General features: G+C 70.7%; 16 protein-coding genes and 4 pseudogenes. 11 read left to right on the top strand and 9 right to left on the bottom strand.

Annotated elements, in window-relative coordinates:
* Positions 1-461: 461 nt before the first annotated feature.
* Positions 462-2828 carry a hypothetical protein gene (locus BJF85_RS21535; protein ID WP_075849830.1) on the bottom strand — a complete coding sequence of 789 codons (2367 nt, stop codon included), beginning with the start codon at positions 2826-2828 and terminating at the stop codon, positions 462-464.
* A gap of 216 nt (positions 2829-3044) precedes the next feature.
* Complete coding sequence (locus tag BJF85_RS21530; RefSeq protein ID WP_139320770.1) at positions 3045-4199, bottom strand: hypothetical protein; 1155 nt, start codon at positions 4197-4199, stop codon at positions 3045-3047.
* 400 nt (positions 4200-4599) lie between these two features.
* On the opposite strand from BJF85_RS21530, the gene BJF85_RS21525 reads away from it, so the two are divergent.
* From BJF85_RS21525 to BJF85_RS21510, 4 genes are all read left to right on the top strand, one after another.
* Positions 4600-5853 (top strand): AI-2E family transporter, encoded by a 1254-nt coding sequence (locus tag BJF85_RS21525; protein ID WP_075849880.1) that lies wholly within the window; start codon positions 4600-4602, stop codon positions 5851-5853.
* Entirely contained in the window at positions 5850-7004 is a 1155-nt protein-coding gene (macS, locus tag BJF85_RS21520; RefSeq protein ID WP_075849828.1) for a MacS family sensor histidine kinase, read from the top strand. The genes BJF85_RS21525 and macS overlap by 4 nt, the downstream gene beginning before the upstream one ends.
* On the top strand, positions 7001-7654 hold the full coding sequence (locus BJF85_RS21515) for a response regulator transcription factor (RefSeq protein ID WP_075849827.1): 654 nt from the start codon (positions 7001-7003) through the stop codon (positions 7652-7654). Before macS ends, BJF85_RS21515 begins: the two co-directional genes overlap by 4 nt.
* An 84-nt stretch (positions 7655-7738) precedes the next feature.
* Positions 7739-8398 carry a DUF1707 domain-containing protein gene (locus BJF85_RS21510; protein WP_075849826.1) on the top strand — a complete coding sequence of 220 codons (660 nt, stop codon included), beginning with the start codon at positions 7739-7741 and terminating at the stop codon, positions 8396-8398.
* A gap of 174 nt (positions 8399-8572) precedes the next feature.
* On the opposite strand, the pseudogene ptsP reads toward BJF85_RS21510, so the two are convergent.
* Together ptsP and BJF85_RS21500 are read right to left on the bottom strand one after the other, a co-directional pair.
* Positions 8573-10203 (bottom strand): annotated as a pseudogene (gene ptsP / locus BJF85_RS21505) (phosphoenolpyruvate--protein phosphotransferase).
* Between the two features lie 25 nt (positions 10204-10228).
* A pseudogene (locus BJF85_RS21500) lies at positions 10229-11196 on the bottom strand (ribokinase).
* A gap of 478 nt (positions 11197-11674) precedes the next feature.
* Here BJF85_RS21500 and BJF85_RS21495 point away from each other — a divergent pair.
* On the top strand, positions 11675-12430 hold the full coding sequence (locus BJF85_RS21495) for a TetR/AcrR family transcriptional regulator (RefSeq protein ID WP_075849825.1): 756 nt from the start codon (positions 11675-11677) through the stop codon (positions 12428-12430).
* On the opposite strand, the gene BJF85_RS21490 is transcribed toward BJF85_RS21495, so the two are convergent.
* Together BJF85_RS21490 and leuS are read right to left on the bottom strand one after the other, a co-directional pair.
* On the bottom strand, positions 12349-13437 hold the full coding sequence (locus BJF85_RS21490; protein ID WP_187346946.1) for a hypothetical protein: 1089 nt from the start codon (positions 13435-13437) through the stop codon (positions 12349-12351). The genes BJF85_RS21495 and BJF85_RS21490 overlap by 82 nt on opposite strands.
* Positions 13438-13723: 286 nt before the next feature.
* A complete protein-coding gene (leuS, locus tag BJF85_RS21485; RefSeq protein ID WP_075849823.1) occupies positions 13724-16576 on the bottom strand; it encodes a leucine--tRNA ligase in 2853 nt (950 codons plus the stop codon).
* A 331-nt stretch (positions 16577-16907) separates the two neighbouring features.
* On the opposite strand from leuS, the gene BJF85_RS21480 reads away from it, so the two are divergent.
* Complete coding sequence (locus BJF85_RS21480) at positions 16908-17321, top strand: SdpI family protein (protein ID WP_075849822.1); 414 nt, start codon at positions 16908-16910, stop codon at positions 17319-17321.
* Positions 17322-17461: 140 nt separating this feature from the next.
* On the opposite strand, the gene BJF85_RS21475 is transcribed toward BJF85_RS21480, so the two are convergent.
* The gene (locus BJF85_RS21475) at positions 17462-17944 is read right to left on the bottom strand and encodes a DUF6194 family protein (protein WP_075849821.1); all 483 of its coding nucleotides are present in this window, start codon (positions 17942-17944) and stop codon (positions 17462-17464) included.
* Positions 17945-17971: 27 nt separating this feature from the next.
* On the opposite strand from BJF85_RS21475, the pseudogene BJF85_RS31680 reads away from it, so the two are divergent.
* Both BJF85_RS31680 and BJF85_RS29165 read left to right on the top strand, forming a co-directional pair.
* Positions 17972-18118 (top strand): annotated as a pseudogene (locus BJF85_RS31680) (hypothetical protein); the annotation flags it as partial.
* 280 nt (positions 18119-18398) lie between these two features.
* On the top strand, positions 18399-18749 hold the full coding sequence (locus BJF85_RS29165) for a MerR family transcriptional regulator (RefSeq protein WP_222844624.1): 351 nt from the start codon (positions 18399-18401) through the stop codon (positions 18747-18749).
* 10 nt (positions 18750-18759) lie between these two features.
* On the opposite strand, the gene BJF85_RS21465 is transcribed toward BJF85_RS29165, so the two are convergent.
* The gene (locus tag BJF85_RS21465) at positions 18760-19227 is read right to left on the bottom strand and encodes a hypothetical protein (protein ID WP_083666610.1); all 468 of its coding nucleotides are present in this window, start codon (positions 19225-19227) and stop codon (positions 18760-18762) included.
* A gap of 55 nt (positions 19228-19282) precedes the next feature.
* Positions 19283-19864: a YqgE/AlgH family protein gene (locus BJF85_RS21460; RefSeq protein ID WP_075849820.1), complete on the bottom strand. Its 582-nt coding sequence runs from the start codon at positions 19862-19864 to the stop codon at positions 19283-19285.
* Positions 19865-20115: 251 nt separating this feature from the next.
* On the opposite strand from BJF85_RS21460, the pseudogene BJF85_RS21455 reads away from it, so the two are divergent.
* From BJF85_RS21455 to BJF85_RS21445, 3 genes and pseudogenes are all read left to right on the top strand, one after another.
* Positions 20116-22025: pseudogene (locus BJF85_RS21455) on the top strand (TNT domain-containing protein).
* Positions 22026-22075: 50 nt separating this feature from the next.
* Entirely contained in the window at positions 22076-23500 is a 1425-nt protein-coding gene (locus BJF85_RS21450) for an AAA family ATPase (protein WP_075849819.1), read from the top strand.
* Positions 23497-24144: a DUF4276 family protein gene (locus tag BJF85_RS21445; protein WP_075849818.1), complete on the top strand. Its 648-nt coding sequence runs from the start codon at positions 23497-23499 to the stop codon at positions 24142-24144. The genes BJF85_RS21450 and BJF85_RS21445 overlap by 4 nt, the downstream gene beginning before the upstream one ends.
* Positions 24145-24189: the final 45 nt, after the last annotated feature.

Raw genomic sequence — 24189 nt, 5'->3', positions numbered from 1 at the left:
GGCCGAACGCTGCATCGGCGACGAACCGGCCAGCTCGGCCACCCGGTCGAACGCGGCCTGCACGTACGGCGTGTTCGGCACCTCGGTGGCCGGCAGCTCCGAACCGTCGATCGGCAGGTTGATCTGCGGCTCGTTCTCGGCGACCTCGACGTCGGTGTCGTTCGCCGTCACCGAGGTGGCCTCGGCCAGCAGCGCCAGCGGCAGGTCGTAGACCTGCGCGAGGGCGCCCACCGGCAGCTGCGCGTCCACACCGGACAGGGCGTTGTTGTTGCCCTCGGTCGACGTCTCGCCGCCGACCTCGCCCTCGGTGGTGTTGTCGGCGACGGCGTTCGCGACACCGGCGACCGACGGGGCGACACCGAAGACCTGCGCCACGGCGCCGACCGGAACGTCGACGATCGTGCCGGACACGGCACCGTCCTGGCCGGAGGCGTCGATGTCACCGCCCGACTCGACGTCGGTCACGTTGGCGCCCGCACCGCTGGCGACACCCACGAGGCTCGCCGCGTCGCCGAAGACCTGCGCGATCGGCATGGCCTGCGCGCCCACGACGTTGCCGGAGAACGCGCCGCCGTCACCCATGGCGTCGGCGTCGCCGCCGGCCTCGGAGATGACGTCGTTGACGCCCTGGCCGTGGCCCTGGCCGAACCAGGAGCCACCGACGCCGAACACGGTCGCCGCGGCACCGGCCGGCGCCTGGACGATGTTGCCCGCGAGGCGCCTTCCTCACCGCTGGCCGTGGCGTCGCCACCGGCGATCGAGTCGGTCAGGTTCGAGCTGGTGCCGACACCGTTGCCGATCCAGCTGCCGCCCACACCGTGCACCTGCGTCGGCAGGGACACCGGCACGACGCCGACGTTGCCCGCGCCCGTGCCCTTGTCGCCGTTGGCGTTCACGTCGCCACCGGCCTCGGAGACCGTGTCGGTCGTGCCCTCGCCGATGCCCTGGCCGATCCAGGAACCGCCGACGCCGAACACCTGCACCGGCACCGAACCCGGAACCTGCACCAGGTTGGCGTTCACGAAGCCGTAGTCGTCCTCGGTGTTGCCGCCGCCACCGGCGACGACCTCCTTGCTCTCCTCGGCCGAGGCGATGCCCTGGCCGATCCACGAGCCGCCCACGCCGAACACCTCGACCGGCGCGGCCAGCGGAACCTGAACCAGGTTGCCGGAACCGGAGGCCTCGTCGGCGAGCGTGCCGTTGTAGCCACCGGACTGGACCAGCTTGTCGGACTCGGCGTCGCCGGAGGCGTTGCCGATCCAGCTGCCGCCGACACCGAAGACCTCGGCGGTCGACGCGAGGGCCGGGGCCACCGTGTTCGACGACAGGACCGACTCGTTGCCCGGGGTCAGCGTGTCGCCACCGGCGACGGCCTCGGTGCTGTTGACGTGGTCGGAGGAGTGCGCGTTGCCGATCCACGTGCCGCCCACGCCGAAGACCTCGACGGGCAGGGCGATCGGGGCGTCGGCGATGTTGCCGGAACCGGCGGCCTCGTTGCCGTTGGTGTTGGAGGCACCGCCGGCCGTCATGACGGCGTCGGAGCTGGTGGCGCCGGCCTGACGGTCCTCGTCGGAGTAGGCGCTGCCACCGGTGGCGGCGTTGCCGATCCACGCGGCGGCCGTGCCGGTCACCGACGCCATCGACGCGATCTGCGGCTGCGCGATCTGGCCGGCGAGGAAACCGTTCTGGCCCGTGGTCTGGATGTAGCTGTCGATGTCGTGCATGCCCGGCGAGGTGTCACCGGAGTTCGCGGCGACCTCGGACGAGCCGACCGCGTCGGCGTCGCCGCCCCACGTGGCGGCGTTGTTGGCCACGCGCACCGGCAGTGCGACCGGGGCGCCCACGACGTTGCCCGTCGCCCCGCCGTACTCGCCGTCGGTGGCGAGGAAGCCACCCGAGTCGGCCTCGCTGCTGGCGTCGAAGTCGGTCTGCGAGGAGCCGAGGAACCACGCGAGCGCGTTGCCCGACAGCTGCACCGGGGTGGCGAACTGCGGCGACACGATGTTGCCCGCGAGCGCGCCGTTGGTGCCGTCGGTCTCGACGTCACCCGTCGTGGCGGCGCTCTGCGACGCGCTGCCCGACGACTGCGCCGAACCGCCGAGGGCGCCGGCGTTACCGGAGATCTGCACCGGCAGGGCCCAGTCGAGCGCCACGACGTTGCCCGCGAGACCGCCGGAGGCGCCGTCGGTGCTGACGTCGGAGTTGTGCTCGTAGGACTGCTCGTGGTCGGACTCGACCTCGGCGTCACCGAGGATGCCGACCGCGTTGCCCGTGATCTGGATCGGCAGCGCCAGGTTGCCGTCGATCTTGTTGCCCATGAACGGGTCGTCGGTCGGGTCGACCGACGGCGGCGTCACGTCGTCCGGGGACGGGGCCTGCTTGGCGTCCTGCTTCGCGACCGGCTCGGGGCCGGTCTGCTGCACGGCCTGCTGCGCGGTGCCCTTCGCCTCGGAGGCGGCGTCGGTGACCCGGTCGGTCTGCTCCTGCACCGGAGCGGTGACGCGGTCGCTGACCGGGGCCGCGGCCTCGGACGCAGGCGCGGCGGCCTCGGAGGCCTTCTCCTTGACCGGCCCGGCGACCTTGTTCACCGCATCGGTGACGGGCTTGGTGCTGATCTCGGTGTCGACGCCCGGCAGGTTGGCCTGCCCGAACGGGGTGCCGACGGCGTTGTCCTCGATCTGAACGGGAACGCTGACGTTCGCGTCGAGCGGGCCGGCCGGGCTGTCCGGGTCGACCGTCTCGTCAGCGGAAGCGATGCCGGTGCCCAGCATCAACATGCCACCGGTAACCAGCGCGGTCTGCAATCCGCGCTTCGCCCAGGTCTGCATCGTGGGGTGTTCTCCTTTTCCTTGGTTCCCTTGGAGGGGTCTTCGTGCGCTCCGCCGAACGCGAGGGGACATGTGACGGATGGCGAGCCGCGCCGAACACGGCGACTCGCGGGAGCGCGGGGAAGGAAAGCCGACGCGGAGGGAGGAAGCGGTCGGCAGGGCGTGAGAACTGCCGTGGATCACCGCAGGGGCGCGCCGGCTACCCCGCGGAGGTGATCAGTCAGGCGTCACGCCGGGCTGGGAACCCGGCGACATCGACGACAACGAGTGGCCGGAGCGCACGAGGGCGCCCACGGCGGACGCGGCGAACGGGTCTGCCGCGGTCATGGCCGCACCGGTCGGCGCGTCTGCGGGCGCCGCGGTGACGTGGGACGACTGTGTCGGCATCGGAGCCGGCACATGCCGGTTCTTCTCCGGGCCGACCGGCTTGGTCGGCGCGTCGGAGTGCTCGGCGCCCGCAGCGTCGAAGGCGCCGTTGCCGGCGCGCTCGGCGCCGGACATCCAGGACTCACCGGCGTCCGAATCGGACACGGCGGACGTGGTGAGTTCGTCGACGCTCGCGCCCGGTGCGCGGGCGTCGGCGTCGTGGGACTCGGTCTGCGCGGAGGCACGGCCGTCCTCGCCCGCACCCAGCGGAAGCCCCTCGGGCTTCGGCAGGCCGTCGAGCTCGGGAGCCGGTGCCGACGGCACGTCGACGTCCGGGGAGTCCACACCGGACAGGCCGCCGCCGAGGCCGCCCACGGAGCGCAGGACGTTGCCCACCTCGTGCAGCGCGGCGCGCGTCGGCTCGGCGACGTGCCGCTGCCAGGCGCGCTTGGCGTTCTGGTGCGCGGCCTTGAGCTTCGACGTCGGCTCGTCGGCGACCGGCTCGACCGCCTTGGTCTCGGCGGTGCCCGTCGAGTCGCCCTGCACGGCCGGCTTCGCCGCGTCCTCTGCGTCGTCGGCGGTGGCCGCGTCGTCCGGCCCCGCCTCGCCGGCGGGCGCGGTGTCTGCGGGCTTCGCGGTGTCCTCGGAATCGGCGCCGCCCGTGTCGGCGTCGCCTGCCTCGCCCTTCTCGGCGGCCTCGGAGTCGGAGTCGGAGTCGGAGTCGGAGCCGTGGGTGAAGGCGCGCTCGGCGGCCTTCGTGATGTCGGCCCACTTCGAGGAGTCGTGCGGCGTCGACTGCTCGGCGTGCTCGGCGGACGAGGACGTGTCGCCACCGAAGGAGACGTCGCCGAACGGGTTCTCGTCGGCGGCCGCGGAGGCGGTCGAGGCGCCCCAGGCGATCGCGGTCGCGGCGACGGCGCCGCCGGAGACCACGAGTGCACGCGACAACCACCGGCGGACGCGACCAGCGTCCGGCCTCGGTGTCATCGCGCGCTCAGCGCCCACACATACTCCTTGCGAAAACGTGAAAAGAAATCCGAATATGTTTCCGGTGAACGTCCGGAGGTGTGCACCTCTCGGTGACCTCGCGGACGCCGGCGTTCGTTTTTCCTTGTGCGCCATGAGACTCGCAAACGCAACGCTCGGAAATCACGCTCGACGCGACTTAATGGCCCGAAGGTGTGAAACTGACAGTGCGTACTCGTCGGTCACATCACGTGATCCCGACGGGGAGTAGATCCACTCCTGCGGTCACATCCCACGCGAAGCCCTCGATCTCGATACGGTGACCCTTGTGAACGACACGACGCGCGACACTTCCGCGACGACCCCCGATCCCGGCGGCGACGAACGCGGCGACCGACGTGAGGAGCAACGGGGCGGCCGAAGGGTGGAGCAGCAGGCGATCCAAGCCGCACCGCACTCCGCCGACGCGGCCCAGGAGATCCCCAAGGGTGTCCGGGTAGCGGCGGCGCTGTCCTGGCGTTTCCTCGTCATCGTCGGTGCGCTGTACATCATCGGCGAGGTCGTCGGCTACCTGTCGTTGATCATGATTCCGGTGGCACTGGCGCTGTTGTTCGCAGCGCTGCTGATCCCGGCTGTGCACCAGTTGAACCGGCTGCGCGTGCCGCACGTGTTGTCGTCGGTGATCGTGCTGATCGGCGGCATCGCCGTGGTCGGCGGACTGTTGACGTTCGTGATCGTCCAGTTCACCGAGGGCCTTCCTGCCATGCAACGGCAGTTGACGCAGAGCCTCCAGCAGATCGAGGACTGGTTGGTGAACGGTCCGCTGCATCTGCGGGAAACGCAGATCGAGGACGCGATCAACGCCGGCATTCAGTTCATTCAGGACAACCAGGCCGCGGTCACCTCGAGCGCCGTGACGACGGCGACGGCGATCGGCACGTTCCTCACCGGGTTCGTGCTGATGCTGTTCGTCCTGTTGTTCTTCCTCATCAGCGGCGAACAGATCTGGCGCTACTCCACGATGTTCGTGCCGTCGCACGTGCGCAGGAAGGTCGACCTCGCGGGCCGGCACGCGTTCCGCTCGCTGGTCAACTACGTGCGTGCCACGGCGCTGGTCGCCGTCGTCGACGCCGTGCTGATCGGTGTCGGTCTGGCGATCGTGGGCGTGCCGCTGGTCGTCCCGCTGGCGACGTTGATCTTCCTCGGTGCGTTCGTGCCGATCATCGGTGCGGTCGTCACCGGCGCCGTGGCCGTGCTCGTCGCGCTGGTGACCAACGGGTTCATCGCCGCCCTCATCGTCCTCGCCATCGTCCTCGGTGTGCAGCAGGTCGAGGGCAACGTGCTGCAGCCGATGCTGCTCGGCCGGTCGGTGAAGCTGCACCCGCTCGCCGTCGTCATCGCGATCACCATCGGTCTCGCCGTCGCGGGCATTCCCGGTGCGCTGCTGTCGGTGCCGCTGCTGGCCGTCCTCAACGCCGGCATCAAGTCGCTGTACAACGACGACCCGAACGACCCCGAGAACGCGGCCGAACTGGGCCACGGAACCGGGGACCCGAGCGGTGCGTCCGAATCCGGCGAGGCCGGCGGCCCGGCGACGCCGGCGCGGATCGGCGCCGAGCAGGAGACCGACGGCGACAACTCCCCGGACGACGACGCCGACGAGAGCAGCGAGGACAAGCCGGACACCAGATGACCACGACCACCGATCCGCAGCTCCGCGACCCCACGACTCCGCTCTGGTGGGGCACCGTGGTGCTCCGGTGGATCACGCTGGCGTTCGCCTTCGGCGCGATCTTCCACCACTGGGGCGAGTACCGGGACATCCGGCTGGCGTGGATCGGATTCGCGGCGATGGTCGTCTGGACCATCGCCACGACGGTGCTGTTCTCCCGCGAGCGCTACCGCTGGCGGCTTCTCGTGCTGGCCGACCTCGTCGTGACGTGCGGGATCATGATGCTCTCGCCGTGGGCCCTGTCGGAGGGTCAGCTGACGTCCGCGGCACCGCTGGTGACGACGGTGTGGGCGTCGTTGGCGCCGCTGACGGCGGGCGCACGGTTCGGTGCCGTCGTCGGCGGGCTCGCCGGGCTCGTCGTCGGCGGCTTCACGTCGTTGGCCCGCGGGCTGTTCGACCTCGACGTCGCCCGCGACGGGGTGCTGCTGTTCGCCAGCGGCCTCGTCGTCGGCATCGCCGCCACGACCGCGCGCGCGTCGCAGGCCGCGCTCGCGCAGGCGATGCGCACCGAGGCGGCGACGTCCGAACGCGAACGGCTCGCCCGCTCCATCCACGACAGCGTCCTGCAGGTGCTCGCGCGCGTGCGCAGGCGCGGCGGCGAGCTCGGCGGGGAGGCGGCCGAGCTCGCCCAACTGGCCGGGGAGCAGGAGATCGCACTCCGGGCGCTCGTGACGTCCGAACCGACCGGACCCAACGGCAGCGACGCCGACCTGCGCGCCGCGCTCGGCGTGCTCGCGACGTCACGGGTGCACGTGTCCGGACCGGCCTGCGAGGTGCGGCTGCCCTCGGGGACGGTGGCCGAACTCGTCGCCGCCGTGAAGGAAGCCCTGTCCAACGTGGACAAACACGCGGGCGAGGGCGCCGAGGCGTGGGTCTTGCTCGAGGAGCTCACGGACGAGATCGTGCTGACGGTCCGCGACGACGGCCCCGGGATCCCCGAGGGCAGGCTCGAGGCCGCGGCGGCCGAAGGACACATCGGGATCGCACAGTCGATCAGGGGGCGACTGGCCGAACTCGGCGGCACGGCAAGGCTCGACACCGCTCCCGGTGCGGGCACCGAATGGGAGATGCACGTTCCACGACCGGCCAACCGGAGGAGGACCGCCCGATGACCGTGTCGGTGATGATCGTCGACGACCACCCCATGTGGCGGGACGGCGTAGCCCGCGACCTGGGCGAACACGGCTTCGACGTCCGCGCCACCGCGGCCGACGTCGCCTCGGCGGTGCGGATCGCCCGCACCGTCGTGCCCGACGTGGTGCTGATGGACCTCAACCTCGGCGAACAGTCGGGCGTCGAGGCGATCCGCGCGATCGTCGGCCAACTGTCGGACACGCGTGTGCTGGTCCTTTCTGCCAGCGGCGAGCACACCGACGTCCTCGAGGCGGTGAAGGCCGGCGCGTCCGGATACCTGGTCAAGTCGGCGTCGGTGGCCGAGCTCGTCGACGCCGTCCGGCGCACCGCCGACGGCGACCCCGTGTTCACCGCGGGCCTGGCGGGCATGGTGCTCGGCGAGTACCGACGGATGGCCGAGGCGCCCACCGGCAGCGAACCGCCGCCGCAGCTGACCGAACGCGAACAGGACGTGCTCCGGTTCGTCGCGAAGGGCCTCACCGCCCGGCAGATCGCCGACCGGCTCGTCATCTCGCACCGCACCGTGGAGAACCACGTGCAGTCGACGTTGCGGAAACTGCAACTGCACAACCGGGTCGAACTGGCCCGCTACGCCATCGAGCACGGGCTGGATCGCGAACGCGAATAGCGCCCGTCCCGGGGTCGGCCTCGGGGTCGGGTTTCAGGGCTTTCCCGGATCCACCGACCCCGCCGACGTCCTAGGCTGTTTCCCGTGACCGACAACGCGCAGCACCCGGAGCCCGGCAACCTCGAACGTGAACGACAGCGCAACCTGCGCGTGTCCGACGCCGAACGCGAGCACGTCGTCGAACTGCTCCAACGCGCGATCGGACACGGCATGCTCGACCTGGACGAGTTCACCGAACGCACCGACACCGCACTCGCCGCCCGCACCCGCGGCGAGCTCAACGCCGTGCTCGTGGACCTGCCCGGTCTGCACCACGAGGACGCCGTGCCCGCACCGGGAGCCGTCGCGGGGGGAGCGCCGGGCCGCCCGGCCCGACCGACGCAGCGCGCGGAGATCAAGGGCGTCGGCAGCACCGTGGTGCGCCGCGGACGCTGGCACGTGCCGTCCGCGCTGCACGTGCGCAACAAGTACGGCGAGACGAAGCTCGACTTCTCCGAGGCGATCTTCGAGTCGAACGTCGTCGACATCGAACTCGAGATCAAATGGGGTTCGATCGAGATCGTCGTGCCCGCCGACGCGGCGGTCGACCTCACCGACCTCGACGAGCTCAAGTGGTCGACGCTCAACGACAAGACCAACACGCCCGGCGCCCCCGGTGCGCGGCGGTTCATCCTCAGCGGCCGTGTGAGCGGCGGGTCGGTCACGCTCCGCCATCCGCGCCGCAGCTGGTTCGACTGGAGCTAGCTCGGTCGGCGGCTACCGAGCGCCGTGTGGCGTCGGTAACGTGGTCAACCCTTCATTCGCGGGCCCGCCCAGGGCAGGCCCCTCCGACTGCAGGCCTCGCGGGGCCCTCGGCCCCGCGCTCGAAGCCTGGTCGGCGCTTTCCTCGGTTGGAGCGCCGGCCAGGCTGTCCACGGTCTACCGGCTCGCCGCGGTGCGGGCGGCTCCGGCGCTGGAGGTGTCGAGGGCGGCCTGCGCCGCGCGTTCGCAGTCGGCGAGGGTCGCTCCGGCGAGGGCCGCACCGACCGCGCGGACCGACGCCGCGTTCATCGACAGGCTCGTCACGCCGAGCCCGGCCAGCACGCGCGCCAGGTTCGGGTCCGAGGCCGCCTCACCGCAGACGCCCGCCGGCTTGCCCGTCGCCTTCGCCGCCTCGCCGACCATGCCGATGAGCCGCAGCAACGCCGGCTGCCACGGATCGTTCAGGGTCGCGACGGCGCCCAGCTGACGGTCGGCGGCGAACGTGTACTGGGCGAGGTCGTTGGTGCCCACCGACACGAAGTTGACCGCGTCCAGCACCTCGCGGGCACTCAACGCGGCGGCGGGCACCTCGATCATCACGCCCGCGCGCGCGATGCCGGCGGCCCGCACCCGGTCGGCGAACCACGCGGCCTCCTCCGCGGTGGCCACCATCGGCGCCATGACCGACACCTCGCGCCCGCATCGGCGGTCGCGCCGGCGATGGCCTCGAGCTGCCGGTCCAGCACGCCGACCCGGTCGAACGCCACCCGCACCCCGCGCACGCCGAGCGCCGGGTTGGGCTCGACGTCCGGGGACAGGAAACCGATCGGCTTGTCGGCGCCCGCGTCGAGGCTGCGCACGATGACGGGCTTGCCGCGGAACGGTTCCAGCACGGCGGCGTAGGCGGCGCGCTGGGCGTCGACCGTGGGTTCGGTGTCGGCGTCGAGGTAGCAGAACTCGGTGCGGAACAGGCCCACACCCTCGGCGCCCGCGTCGGCGGCGGCGCGCGCGTCGGTGGGGGAGCCGACGTTGGCCAGCACCTTCACGACGTGCCCGTCGCCGGTCTCGCCGCGGCCGTTCCAGTCGGCGGCGCCCGCGGCCGTGGCCGTCACGATGGGCGCCTCCGGGTCGACCGACTCGACCGTGCCCGCATCGCCGTCGACCGCCCACGCCGTCGCCGCGAACGACAACGCACCGCGCACCGCGACGACCGCCGGGATGCCGACGGACCGCGCGAGGATCGCCGTGTGGCTGGTCGGACCGCCCTCCTCGGTGACGAGCGCGAGCACCTTCGCCGGGTCGAGGCCTGCCGTGTCGGCGGGCGCGAGATCCCGGGCGACCAGGATGCTCGGCGTCGTCAGCTCCGGCACGCCCGGCGGGGCGACCCCGAGCACCTCGGCGATGATCCGGTCGCGCACGTCGTGCACGTCGCGCACCCGCTCGGCCATGTAGCCACCCGCGTTGGCCAGCGCCTGCGCGAAGTGACCGGCCGCATCGAACACCGCCCGCGCGGCCGGGATGCGCTGCGCCGTGACCAGCTGCTCGGCCTGACTGACCAGTGACGGATCGGCGGCCATCGCGGCCGTGGTGCTGAGAATGGCGGCGGCGTCGCCCGTGGCGGCATCGGCCATCGTCTCGAGCCTGCCGGCGACCTTCTTCGCCGCGGGAGCGATCAGTTCGGCCTCGGCGTACGGATCCTCCGGGCCCGGGGTGCTCGCCGGCTCCGCGATGGAATCGGTGACCCGGACGACCGGACCGCTCGCGCGACCGGGGCTGACGCCCACGCCGGACAACTTTGCCTCGGCCATGATCCTCCCAAGACGGTGTGGATGGTCAGTTTAGTGCGTCGTTCAGTTCGTCGAGCTGGGGATACGACGGTTGCGCACCGGGCCGCGTGACCGACACGGCCGCGACCGCCACCGCACGCCGCGCCGCGTCCACCACCGTCGCACCCGCCGCCAGCCACGTCGCGAACGCACCCGAGAAGGCGTCCCCCGCTCCCGTCGTGTCCACCGGCGTGACCTGCGGGGACGGGATGTTCGTGGCGGTGGCCGGGGTGGTTTCGGTGTTCTCGGTTCGGGTGACGACCGTGGCGCCCTCTGCTCCGCGGGTGACGACGGCCGCGCGTGGGCCCAGGTCGAGCAGAGCCGTGACGTCGGCGGTGTCGGTGCCGGTCGCGCTCGTGGTGTTCCGGCCGAGGAGCCAGGCGGCCTCGTGCTCGTTGACGATCAGCACGTCGAGGGCGCGCAGCGTCTTGTCGGGCAGCTCGGTGGTCGGCGACAGGTTCAGCACGGTCCGGGTGCGGCGCGGGCTGCCGCGGTGACGGCCTCGTCGATGACGTCCAGCGGCACCTCGAGGGAGGCGACCAGCACCCGCTCGCCGGCAGCGCTGTCGTCGGTGGTCCGGTCCACGGTGCCGCTGTCGATGGCGGTGGTCGCGTCGGCGGCGGTGAGGGCGTAGTTGGCGCCGGGGGACACGAGGATGGAGTTCTCGCCGTCGGGCGTGACGGTGATGTAGGCGGCGCCGGTGGGCCGGTCGACGGTGCGCACGTGGTCGGTGCGCACGCCGGCGGTGCGGAGCGAGTCGAGCAGCAACCGGCCGTGGGCGTCGTCGCCGACGGCGCCGACGAGTGCGACGTCCGCACCGAGGCGGGCGGCGGCGACCGCGGTGTTGGCGCCCTTGCCGCCGGGCATGATGCGGGTGTCGCCGCCGAGGACGGTCTCACCGCCGGCGGGGCGCCGATCGGTGGTCACGACCAGGTCGGCGTTGGCCGATCCGACCACGAGGACTGCTGCTGTCACGTCTCCACCCTGCCACGACCGCCGCTGCGGCATTTGCAGATGCAGATAAGCCCGACCGGATGTGAATTTTTTTGCAACCCCGGAGGCGATCGATGCGACAATCAGGGGAGGACCATGACATCGATACCCACGTTCGGGTGACATCGGCGCGGGGACGTCATGGCTGGAGTCCGAACGGACTCTCCCAGGCATACCGCGTACGCGCGGTGTGTTGTCCGGCCGGTCGCACCGGTCGAGCCGGGCATCGGGTCGCCGGCATCGGTCACGTAGCCCCCCGAGTGATCGGTGCCGGCGGCGCCCCGGTTCAAGCCCACGCTGGGAAGCCCCGGCTCAACCCCCCGAGGGCCCCATGGTCGCGTGGAATCGAATGCTGCCGCGCGAAGCGCGTCCGGTTGGGTGGCGGTGGGCGACGGGCGGGAGGGACGAATCTTCCCTTCGCTCCAGCGGTCGGCCCTGCGATGTGATCTAGACTTTGACGATGGACAGCGCGCCGAGCCAGACCCGCGCAAGCAGGCCGCGCAGGGAACGCGCCGCGACCGACCGCGACATCCGGCAGACGGCCCGCGCGCTGCTCGTCGGCGACGGCCCCGAGGCGGTGACGCTGCGAGCGATCGCCCGTGAACTCGGCATCACCGCGCCGGCGTTGTACCGCTATTACGGCTCCCGGGACGACCTGCTCGAGCACCTGCGAGCCGACGTGGTGCGCGATCTGGGCGAGGCACTCGAACGTGACGTCGCGGGCAGCGCCGACCACGACGGTGGCGGGCCTGCGCGCCTGTTCGCGATCTGCCGGGGTTTCCGGCGTTGGGCGTTGACGCACACGAACGAGTTCACGCTCGTGTTCGCCTCCGGCGCGGCGGGCGCGGCGAGCAGCACGGCGAAGCTGCAGCAGCTCAGCGAACCGTTCGGCAGGCTGTTCCTGCTGGCGGCGGGAGACGTGTTGTTGTCGGACGACGTCGCGCTGCCGTCCGACGACGGGATGCCCACCGAGCTGCGCAACGACCTCGCCGGCTACCGCGACGTGCTGTTGGCGGTGCTCGCCGAGGCGGGCACCGAGGTCCCCGCCGATCGGCTCACCGTCGGCACGACGTACCTGATGATGCAGTTCTGGGCCCGGCTGTACGGCCACGTGACGCTCGAGGTCTTCGGCAACTACCCCATCCCGATCGCCCACCCGGACACCCTCTTCGAGGCCCTGCTGTCCGACCTGGCAAGGGAGATCGGCCTCGCCTGACGCGGGGGTGGGCCGTCAAGCAGCAGGCTCGCCCTGACCGTCTGCGTCGTTCGGGACGACTCGGACATCCGCGCGGCCGCGTTCCGACGCCGCCCCTGGTGGGCCGCCTCGAGTTCGCGCACCACACTCACCGGGGTCGACGAGACCTGCGACGGCAACGTCTGGACCACCGGGACACCGGCCTGCCCGTAGCGGGAGTTGCGCCTGACGGTCCGCCCGTACGCATCGCGGGAGTAGTGGAATTCGACGGAGTCGATCTCCCACGCCAGGCCGACGTCGTCCCACCACGCGTCGGGGGTGGCGATGTAGTGGCCGTCCGCGGTGTAGAGCTTGGGATTCCAATGGGTAGGGGGCCGCGAGCAGCTTTCGGCCAAGTGTTTCGCGTTCAGCTCCGCCACCGACCGCAACGGGGTGATCTTCTTGAGGACCTGGCGCGGAATTGCCGTTCCCCGCGCGTTCCCCAGGTCCAGCTCGGCGCTCAGGGCGGCCGGGGTGCAGCCACCCCGCTGAACGGCTTCGAACAGCAGATTCGCCACGGGCGTCTCGGCGCGGATCCGACGTGCGGCGTCGAGCGATGCGCGCATCACCGGGGCCACCGGAATCTCGCCGATGATGCGTCCCCGCGGCATGCGCAGGGTGCGTTCGACCAGGACATAGCCCGTGCTCCGCACGCGACACGCGTGCGGAACGAGGATGTGGACCCGGTCGTCGGGAGGCATATCGCCCAGGCGAAGGCCCTGGCGGCGGCATGCTTCCAGCCCGGTGATCAGCGTGTGCGGACCTCCGTACAACAGCGCGGCGACCAATCGTTGATCGGCCGTCGGCGGGGAGTTCTGCAGCACGATGACGCCCGGGAGCACCCAACGCCACGGCCCACCGGGTAGGCATCGTCGGTAGATGGTGCTCTTGTGCACCGTCTGGGCTTGCAGGGTCGCGGCGCGCACGACGCCGAGCCGGCTGTGCGCACGCAGTGTTTCGGGGTCGTCTGCCCATCTGCCACGTCTCACAACGTCGATCGTGCTGCGCGGGTGCCGGGCCCGGGAACTCCCAAAATCGAGATCTGTGGATAACCGGGTCGATGTGGACAACTCCGGCCGAACCCGTGCCGGTGCGCCGCCCGGCGAGCTGTCCCAAGGGCCCCATGGTCGCGTTCAACGCAACTAAAGGGCCCTTGGGTGCACCTTGACCGACCAACGGAGCCCTCGCGGCGAGCACCCCTCGGACGGCCGCCGCGAAGGGAAGATTAGTCGCGTTCAACGCAACTATGGGGCCCTTGGGAGCTCCAAACCGCCGCTAGAGGACTACGTTGACGAGTTTGCCCGGGACGACGATGACCTTCTTCGGGGTGCCGCCGTCGAGGGCTGCGGCGATCTTCTCCTCGGCGAGGGCCGCCGCCTCGACGTCGCCGGCGTTGGCGTCGGCCGCCACGGTGATCCGCGAGCGAACCTTGCCGTTGACCTGGATCGGGTACTCGACCGTGTCGTCGACCAGGTACTTCTCGTCGGGCACCGGGAACGGGCCGTGCACCAGGGTGTCCGGGTGTCCGAGCCGGTTCCACAGTTCCTCGGCGATGTGCGGGCACAGGGGCGCCAGCATCAGCACCATCGCCTCGGCCAGCGCGCGCGGCGTGGCCTCCGCCGAGCCGTACGTCTTCGTGACGTGGTTGTTCAGCTCGATCAGCTTGGCGCCCGCCGTGTTGAACCGCAGCTCCGCGTAGTCGTCGCGGACGCTCGCGATCGTCTTGTGCAGCAGCTTCAGGTCCGATTCGGACAGTTCGACGTCGGCGACCCGCAGCTCACCGGTCTCCTCGTCGACCACCAGGCGCCACAGCCGCTGCAGGAACCGGTGCGCACCCACGACGTCCTTGGTCGCCCACGGCTTCGAGTCGGCCAGCGGCCCCATCGACATCTCGTAGAAGCGGAAGGTGTCGGCGCCGAAGGTGTCGGCCATCTCGTCGGGCGCGACCGAGTTCTTCAGGCTCTTGCCCATCTTCCCGTACTCCTGGGTGACCTCTTCACCGTTGTAGAAGTACTTGCCGTCGGCCTCGGTCACCTCCTCGGCGGGCACGTACACGCCGCGGGAGTCGGTGTAGGCGTAGGCCTGGATGTAGCCCTGGTTGAACAGCTTCCGGTACGGCTCGGCCGACGTGACGAAGCCCAGGTCGTAGAGCACCTTGTGCCAGAACCGCGAGTACAGCAGGTGCAGCACCGCGTGCTCCACGCCGCCGACGTACAGGTCCAGACCGCCCGGGTCGTTGACGCCGTGCTCGGCGGCCCGCGGACCCATCCAGTACTTCTCGTTGTCCGGGTCGACGAACTTCTCGTCGTTGGTCGGGTCGATGTAGCGCAGCTGGTACCAGCACGAGCCCGCCCACTGCGGCATCACGTTGGTGTCGCGGCGGTACGTCTTCGGCCCGTCGCCCAGGTCGAGCGTCACCTCGACCCAGTCGGTGGCCTTCGCCAACGGCGGCTCGGGTTCGGAGTCGGCGTCGTCCGGGTCGAACGTCTTCGGCGAGTACTCGTCGACGTCGGGCAGCACGACGGGCAGCTGGTCCTCCGGCAGCGGGATCGGCGTGCCGTTCTCGTCGTAGACGATCGGGAACGGCTCGCCCCAGTACCGCTGGCGCGCGAACAGCCAGTCGCGCAGCTTGTACTGCACTGTGCCCTCGCCGTGCCCGTTGTCCTCGAGCCAGCCGATGATCGTCTTCTTGGCGTCGTCGACGCCGAGGCCGTTGAGGCTGACGTCCTCGTTGGTCGAGTTGATCGCCGGCCCGTCGCCGACGTAGGCCTGGTCGGCGGGCGCGTTGTCCGGCGCCTGGATCGTCTGCACGATCGGCAGGCCGAACTTGGTGGCGAACTCGAAATCGCGCTCGTCGTGCGCGGGCACGGCCATGACGGCGCCGGTGCCGTAGCCCATCAGCACGTAGTCGGCGATGAACACCGGGATCGGCTCGCCGGTCGCCGGGTTCGTCGCGTGCGAACCCAGGAAGACGCCGGTCTTCTCCTTCGTCTCCTGCCGGTCCAGGTCGGACTTGCGCGCCGTGCGGTCGCGGTAGGCGGCGACGGCCTCGGCGGGCGTCGCGGCGCCGCCGGTCCACTGCTCGTCGACGCCCTCGGGCCACGCCTCGCCCGTCAACGTCTCGACCAGCGGATGCTCGGGCGCCAGCACCATGTACGTCGCACCGAACAGCGTGTCCGGACGCGTCGTGAACACCTCGATGGCCTCGTCGCCCGCGGCGAACCGGACGTTCGCACCGCGTGAGCGGCCGATCCAGTTGCGCTGCATGGACTTGACCTTCTCGGGCCAGTCCAGCAGCTCCAGGTCGTCGACGAGCCGGTCGGCGTAGGCGGTGATGCGCATCATCCACTGGCGCAGCGGCTTGCGGAAGACGGGGTAGTTGCCGCGTTCGGTCAGGCCGTCGGCGGTGACCTCCTCGTTCGCGACGACGGTGCCCAGCCCCGGCGCCCAGTTGACGGGCGCCTCGGAGATGTAGACGAGCCGGTGCTCGTCGATGACCGTGCGCTGCTCGGCGGCCGACAGGTCCGACCAGGCACGCCCGTCCGGGGTGGTGCGCTCACCGGCGACGTACTGCTTCTCCAGTTCGGCGATCGGACGCGCCTTGTCCTGCGTCTCGTCGTAGTACGAGTTGAAGATCTGCAGGAAGATCCACTGCGTCCACCGGTAGAACTCGATGTCGGTCGTGGCGACGCGGCGCCGCTCGTCGTGCCCGAAGCCCAGCCTGCGGATCTGGTCCAGGTACCGCTCGATGTTGGCCTCGGTGGTGGTGCGCGGATGCGTGCCCGTCTGCACGGCGTACTGCTCGGCGGGCAGGCCGAACGCGTCGAAACCCATCGTGTGCAGCACGTTCCGGCCGATCATGCGGTTGAACCGTGCGAACACGTCCGTGCCGATGAAGCCCAGCGGGTGGCCGACGTGCAGGCCCGACCCCGAGGGGTACGGGAACATGTCCTGCACGAACAGCTTGTCCGACGGCAAGGGCGCGGACTTGTCCGCGAGCGGACCGGCCGGGTTCGGCGCGTGATACGTGCCGTGGTCGGACCAGTAGTCCTGCCAGCGCCGCTCGATCTGCCCGGCCAGCGCCGCGTTGTACCGCTGCGCCGGGGTCGTGTCGCTGCCCTCTGTCATCGCCGGAACCTTTCCGCACTCGTGTGGCCGCCGCCTGTGGTCGACGTAGCAGGAAGGGATTGAGCCCTTGAAAGCAATCAACCCCCCAGCCAAGCAGGCATGAGGGGTAGCCGCGCCGACCTACGCTTGTCGTCAGCGCGGCCCGCTAAGGAGCAGGCTCGCCGAATTCACACTTCTATGGTAACTCCCTGCTTCACCCGGTTTTCGCAGACGGGCGATTCGGGCCGGACCGGGTGGGGTGGGTGGGCGCCGGAGGGCCGGACATGACGCCGGGCACAGCCCGTTCGGGTGTCGACAAGACGACCGGTGGTGGGGCCGTATTCTCGAGGTCGTGATCGTCGTTGCGTTGATTCCCGCACTGCTCGGCATCCTCGTCGGCTGGGGCGGCTACCTCGGGCTGCGGGAGAAGCTGCCGCGTGAGCGCGGCGCGGGCGTGCGCACGCAGGCCACGCTGCGGAGCGACGAGGCGTTCCGCCTGGCCAACCGCGTCGCCGGACTGCCGACGCTGGTCGCGGGCGGTGTCGGCATCGCGGCGGGTGTCGCCGGCATCGTCATGCCGACCGTCTGGGGCACCGTGATCGCGGCCGTGCTCGGCGTCGTGGGCATGTTCGTCCTGGTCGCCGGCGGCGGGGCGCTCGGCCACCGCGCCGCGCTGACCGTGCCGGAACCCGAGCCCGAGCCCGCCGGCTGCGGCGGCTGCGCCTGCGGCGGAGGCGGCTGCGGAGCCCTCACCGGCAACGCCTGACCCCCAGTTCTCAAGCACCCAAGGGCCGGCGTTCAACGCGCCCGCCCGTCGCCCGCCCGTCGCCCGACCACCGCCCCTCAACGACGCGCTGCCGCGTGGCTGCGTTCGAGGACCCTCGGGTGCTTTTTCGTACGGGGGTGTCAGGGGCTTTTCTCGGCTGCGCGGGCGTGTGCTTCGTGGATCAGCGTGGTGAGCAGGTCGGTGGTGCGCGGGCCCGGGTTGACCACCGCGACGAAGCCCGCGCGGGCGTACAGCGGATGCGGCAGGACCGTGTCGACCGCCGCGAAGTCCACACCTCCGGAGTCTGCGCCTCCGGAGTCTGCGCCTCCGAAGTCCACAGTGCGCGGGTCGTGGCCGGTCAGCTCGGCGAACCGGTCGCGCGGCACCCGCACGTTGACGCGCCACCGGCCGTCGACGTCGAGGTTCGACCGTTCGTCGCCGGGGCCGTTCTTCGTCACGACGGTCACGTGCGGCTGCGTGCGCTGCGGAACCTCCCCGCCCGGGGCGTGGTAGACGAAATGATCGCCCCAGGCCGCCTCCGGATGGGGACCACCGGGCTCGGGGGAGAGCACGAGCGCACCGGGTAGTCCGCGGACGAGTTCGAGAATGTCGTCGGGTGTCATGCCTTCAAGTTTGTTATTGAAGTGCTTATGGAGGGTTCGGAGACACCGACCGAGGGACTGACCGCAGGATTCACGACAGCCGCGCTGGCCGCGACGTCCGGGTACAGCCCGCAGCAGATCCGCGACCTCGAACGGCTCGGCGTGCTGCCACCGGCCACCCGGGCCGCCAACAACTACCGGCACTTCGGCGCCGAGCACGTCGTCGCACTGCGCGCCTACCGGCGGTTGGCCGAGGCGGTCGGGCCGGTCGTCGCGCGCAGCACCCTCCGGGACGTCCGCTCGCTGCCCGCCGACGAGGCCGCCGCCCGCGTCAACGCCCTGCACACCGACCTCGCCCGGCTACGCACGCAGGCACTCGACGCGATCGACGCTCTCACCGCGATCCGCGCCGAACCCGGCGACACCGCGGAGCAGGACGACTCACGCCCCCGGCACGGATACCGACACCGACGCCATGACGATCACCGAGCTGGCCGGGGCGCTCGGCGTGCGCACCTCGACGTTGCGGTTCTGGGAGCGGGAAGGGCTCGTCGCCCCGGAACGCGTCACGTCGCGCGCCGTCCGCCGCTACCCGCTCGGCGCGATCCGCGACGCACGCATCACCGCCGCGCTGCGCGAGGCCGGCTATCCGATCCCGGCCGTGCGCGCCGCGCTCGACTCCGTCCGGCAACTCGACGTGGCACCGCCCGCCGCGGCGGACCCGCTCGACGCGTTGCAGCGCCGGCTCGACGACATCGGACGCCGGATGCTCGCCCTCCTCCGAGCCGGCACCGACATCGCCGCCCTACTCGAACCCCCGCCGTGACCGCTCCCGGTCAGGGGTGGGTGCGGAGGCGGAGGAACTCCTCGAGGGCGAAGACCTTGGCCACGAGGCGACTGCTCGGCGACAGCAGGTGGGCGATGTCGGCGTAGCGCACCACGGCCGGGTCGGTGACCTCGTGGCTCGCGCCGTCGAAGTCCACCGTCGCCCCGCCGGCGGCGAGGACGTTGCGTGCCCAGTCGACCCGCGCCGTGTACGGCAGCGCGACGAGGAAACCGCCCTCGACCGGCATCGGCGTGACCGGCGTGGCGTACTCGCGGCCGCTCGTCCGGCCGCGGTGGTGCACCACGGCGTTGCCGTCACCCGCGCCGCCGGCGTTCGGCAGCACCATGGGCGTCACGTAATGCTTGCTGAACTGTCGGATCAGATCCTGCAGAACCGGCGATTTCCGGCGCATCCCGACCACGAACGCACCGCCCGCGGCGGCGAGGACGGCCAGGGCGGCGAGCAGCAGACGGCGCATGCCACCCACCGTACGGAGCTCCCACCCGGCCCGCACCGAACACGCACCCGTGCGGTCAGTTGAGTTGGAGGTCTCCCGGGTGGGTGGCGAGCAGGGCGGTGGGCAGGCCCTGGCGACGCAGGACGTGCGACCACAGGTCGCGGTTCGGGGTGGCCAGCACGTCGCCGGGCAGGGCGGGCACGATCAGCCAGTCGCCGCGGTTGATCTCGGCGGCGAGCTGACCCGCGTCCCAGCCGGCGTACCCGGCGAACACCCGCATGCCGCGCACCTTGCTGACGAGGCTGTCGGGATCGGCGTCGAGGTCGACCAGCGCCACCGGGCCGCGCACGGCGATCACACCCGGCAGTTCCTCGGCGTCCTCGCCCGTGCGCAGGGCAGCCAGACACAGCGCCGTCTTCTTCTCCACCGGACCGCCGACGAACACCGACTCCGGTTCGACGACGTGCGAACCCCAGCCCGGCAACACCTCGTTGACCGGCACCTCGCTCGGCTTGTTCAACACGACACCGAGCGTTCCCTCGTCCCTGTGGTCGATCACGAACACGACCGTCCGCCGGAAGTTCTGATCGAACATCGTGGGAGCGGCGACCAGGAGGGTTCCAGGTTCAACCTCGGAGTCCGCGTGCACGTGTCCCATGATCCCACCCGGGTGGGTGGCGGCACGCCGCGGAGGGTTCGCTTTGCGGCATCGAATACGTCGCTCTGGACCCAGAGCGCAAGTTGCGGTAAGTGGGCGGTTCGTACCTCGCGGTCACCCGTCGGCGCTAAGGTGAGGCCTTCCCACCGACGGCGGTCCACCTGGCCGAAACGGCAGGTGTCGATACAGTAAGGCCCGCGCGAACCGCGGGAGGGGAACCCGCGATCACCTGAGCGAGGGGGCGAGCACGCGTGCGTTTTCGAGTGGAAGTGGCCGATCGGCCCGACGGGTTGTACGCGCTGTGGGACGGCGGGATGTTCCGGGCGCAGCATTCGACGGCCGATTCGAGCGTGCTGCTGACGCCGCTGCCCGGCACCGAACCGCCCGAGGACTTCGACACCGAGACGCAGGGGACCCGCGGCAAGGTCGTGCCCGCGTCCGAGGCGCCCGCGACGTTCGCCGTACACACCTACTGCCTGCACGACGACGAGCCGTACCTGGTGGAGCCGGCCTCCGACGAGGACGAGCTCGTCCTGCGTTGGACCGGCGGTGACGAACGCCGCGCCCGCGACCTCGGGCTGACGGATTTCACCACGCGCGTGCAGGACCCCGACACGATCACGGCGTTGTGGCAGGAACGCCACGACTTCGCCGCACCCGGCACACCGCGCACCGAACCGGGCAAGGGCGACGACGTCCAACCGTTGTTGAAGGCCATCGGCCGCACGCTGCTGGGTTTCCTGCCCACCGGCTGGCAGCGCGTGGCGGCCCAGTTCCGACAGGTCGGCGACTACTCCGAACTCGAGGTGAAGGCCGACGCGGGCGAGGACACCGCGGTGTCGCTGTCGGCGCCGCCGCAGCTGGGCCAGTTGCTCGCGCAGCTGCGTTCGGCGATGTACACCGCCGAGCACGGCACCTGGTTCCAGGGCACCTACTCCCTGGACACCGAACGCAACTTCGACTTCGACTTCGACACCACGTCCGAGCCGCTCTGGCAGCTGCCGCCCGAGGGCCGGCGCACCGCGCGCACCTACGACGCCGAGCTCGAGTACTTCCCGCGTCCCGATCCGCCCGCGTGGCTGGCCGGCAAGGCGGGCAAACCGCTCGACATCGAGTTCCGGCACGCCCGCGTCGTCGACGGCGGCGGGGAGGGCGAGAAGCCCGTCGTCAACCGGCCGCCGCTGCCGCAGGAGGAGATCCCGCGGGTGCTGGGCTACCTGTACCGCGCGCCCGTGGTGCTGGCCAGGCAGGGCGGCCTGCGGGACCTGTTCGCACCGCCCGGCGCCCCCGCCGACGTGCCCGACGCGTTCCACACCGACGGCACGTGGATCTGGCCCGCGGCCGTGCCGCACTACCTGCGCAAGTACGGCGTCCCGCCCGAGCAGGGACTGCTCGACGCGATCCGCGCCAACCAGTACGCCGTGCCGTACGCCCGCCGATCAGTGCGGGCCACGGCCGAGGCCGACGTCCAGGGCAAGCCGCGGCCGCCGCGCGCACCCGAGGACGTCGCCGAACCCAGCACCGTCACGAAGGTGCAACGCGGCGACGAACCGCGGCGTCTGCGCGCCTCCGACGTGCTGACCACGTTGCGGCTGCGGCTCGCCGAGTACGGCATCCCCGAGTCGGCGTTCCGCATCGGCGAGACCGCCGACGACGTGTGGTGTCTGCACCGCGCCGCCGACGGCTGGGAGGTCGCCCGGTACGCCGACGGCGAGGCCGTCGAACCACGCACGTTCCGCCGCGTCCACGAGGCCGCCGAGACGCTGCTCGGGGCGTTGCTGCTCGTGCCGGGCCGGATGGGCGGCGGCACGTCGGCCGAACAGGAACACCCCACGGACTGGCCGGTCCAGCCGCTGCGCGGCGAACCGCCGCTGCCGTTCTACCGCAACAAGCGCATGGTGACGCTGCCGGCCGGGACGCGGCTGCGCCGGTTCGGCAACGAACAGGCAACCTGACCCACCCCGACCGGACGCCGTTCCCCGAGACGTCGCTGACGTTCGAACGCGAGGGCGACCTGCGGACATACGTCGTGCGCAGGCCCGTGCACGTGCTCACCGGCGTCACCGCACCGTGGGGACCCCTGCCCGGCGGCGCCGTCGCCTACCTCCTGCCCCACGCCATCGGCGCCCACCTCGAGTCCGGAGCCCTCGAACGCGCCTAGCGGGCCTCGGCAAGCACCCGCCGGCCCGGCAAGCGCGATAACCTGCTCACATGCTCACCAGGCTGGAAGTGCACGGGTTCAAGAATCTGCTCGACGTGCAGGTCGACTTCGGCCCGTTCACGTGCATTGCTGGTGCGAACGGCGTGGGTAAGTCGAACGTTTTCGACGCCATCGAGTTCCTCTCGTACCTGTCCACCGATACCCTGATGGGCGCCGCGCAGAAGGTGCGCAGCCTTTCCGAGGGGTCAAGCGCCGACCCTCGCGACCTCTTCTGGGACGGCTATGGCGACCACGAGCGCACGATGGACCTCGCGGTGGAGATGATCGTGCCGCCCGAAGTCGAGGACGACCTCGGGTCCCCGGCCAAACCCGCGACGACGTTCCTACGGTACGAACTACGTCTGGCGTACGCACGGTCTGACGGTGAAGCCAGCATCGGGCGTCTCGTACTCCAGCACGAGCGCCTCACGCACATCAAACGTGGGGACGCGGCGAAACACCTGAGGTTCAAGCACAGCGCGAAGAACTTTCGTAACGCCGTCGTGGTCGGCGAACGACGCGGTGGGCCATTCATGTCCACCGAGCAACGAGACGAGGGCATTGTCGTCAATGTGCACGGCGACGGCACCTCAGGGCGCCCGCAGCCGCGAGCCGCTGCCAAAGCAGGACGTACCGTACTCAGCACAATCACGACCAACGACCAGCCCACCTTGCTCGCTGCGCGGCGAGAAATGGAAAGCTGGCGGCGACTCGCACTCGAACCGTCCGCACTCCGCGCGCCGGACAGCTTTGCCGACCCGCGCACACTGCGGTCGGACGGTCGGCACGTGGCTGCGACGCTCTTCCGTATCGCCCAGGACGCTGCACGGGATGATGGGGGCGTCGACGAAGAGGCTGTCTACGCCGAGGTCGCCAGCCGACTTGCCGATCTGGGCGACCTCGGTGTTGACAGTATCGGCGTCGAGCCCGATCAGAAGCGGGAAGTACTCACCCTCTTCCTGAATGAACGCAGCGGCATGCGACTTCCCGCCCGCGCACTGTCCGAGGGAACGCTGCGGTTCCTCGCGCTCTGTGTCCTGCTCGAAGATCCCACGGTTCACGGCTTGATCTGCATGGAAGAGCCGGAGAACGGCATCCACCCTGCAAACCTGGAAGCCATGCTGGATCTCGTCCGCGACCTGGCAGTGGACAGCGAGCAGCAACCTGCTCTCGACAACCCGTTCCGCCAGGTCATCATCAACACGCATTCGCCTGGCATCGTCCAACTGTGCGACCTTGGAGACATCCTCGTGGCGGAAACACGGCGACGGTCGGGACCAGACGGGCGTGTAGCAGAAGCGTTGTCCCTTCTGCCCCTTCGGGACACCTGGCGAGCTCCTCATGCTTCCGCCGTAGCCACTCGCGCAGATCTGATCACCTACCTGACGGCACCCGCTGGTAGCCAGATCGGGCTCCCCATGGACCTCGCAGGATGAAGCGGCAAACCTACGAAGGGCTGTTCGTCGCAGAAGGCACCTCCGACGCACCGCTGAGCCCACTCGTTGAAGACCTGTTCCGGGAACGCGGGGTGGAGCTACGAGTCTCCAGTCCGAACTTTGCCCTGCTCGAAAAGCAGGTGAAGAAGACCGTCGCAGCCAAAGTGCGGGCGGGCATCAGCCTCCTGGGGGCGGAACCGGACGTGGTGATCGTCCATCGCGACGCCGACAACGCAGGAGTACCCGCGCGGCGAGCGGAGATCACCGACGGCGTGACTGAAGTCAGCGCCACGCTGACATGCTGCCCTGTGATCCCGATCCGGATGACCGAAGCGTGGTTGCTCCTCGACGACGGTGCGATCCGCCGCGTCGCCGGTAACCCCAAGGGGAAGTCGGATCTCGGTCTTCCGCACCCACGCGAAGTCGAGCGGATCGCAGACCCCAAGCAGCGGCTCCGTGATGCGTTACTTGCCGCAGCCGACAAGACCGGCCGCCGGCGTGAACGGGGTGCGAACCGGTTCGACAGCCATCGCAGGCAACTCCTCGAACGCCTGGACCCGCACGGACCGATCTCGCGTCTCGACGGGTGGAATCGTCTCGTCGAGGACGTCGACAGGATCGTCGACTTGTGGCGCAGTGCCTGATCACGACCCAGACAACCAGGCATTACCCTGCCCGACTAGCCGAAC

It is taken from the genome of Saccharomonospora sp. CUA-673 (assembly GCF_001942305.1).
In the GTDB taxonomy this organism is placed as follows: Bacteria; Actinomycetota; Actinomycetes; order Mycobacteriales; family Pseudonocardiaceae; genus Prauserella.
This window is presented reverse-complemented; position numbering and strand designations above follow the sequence as displayed.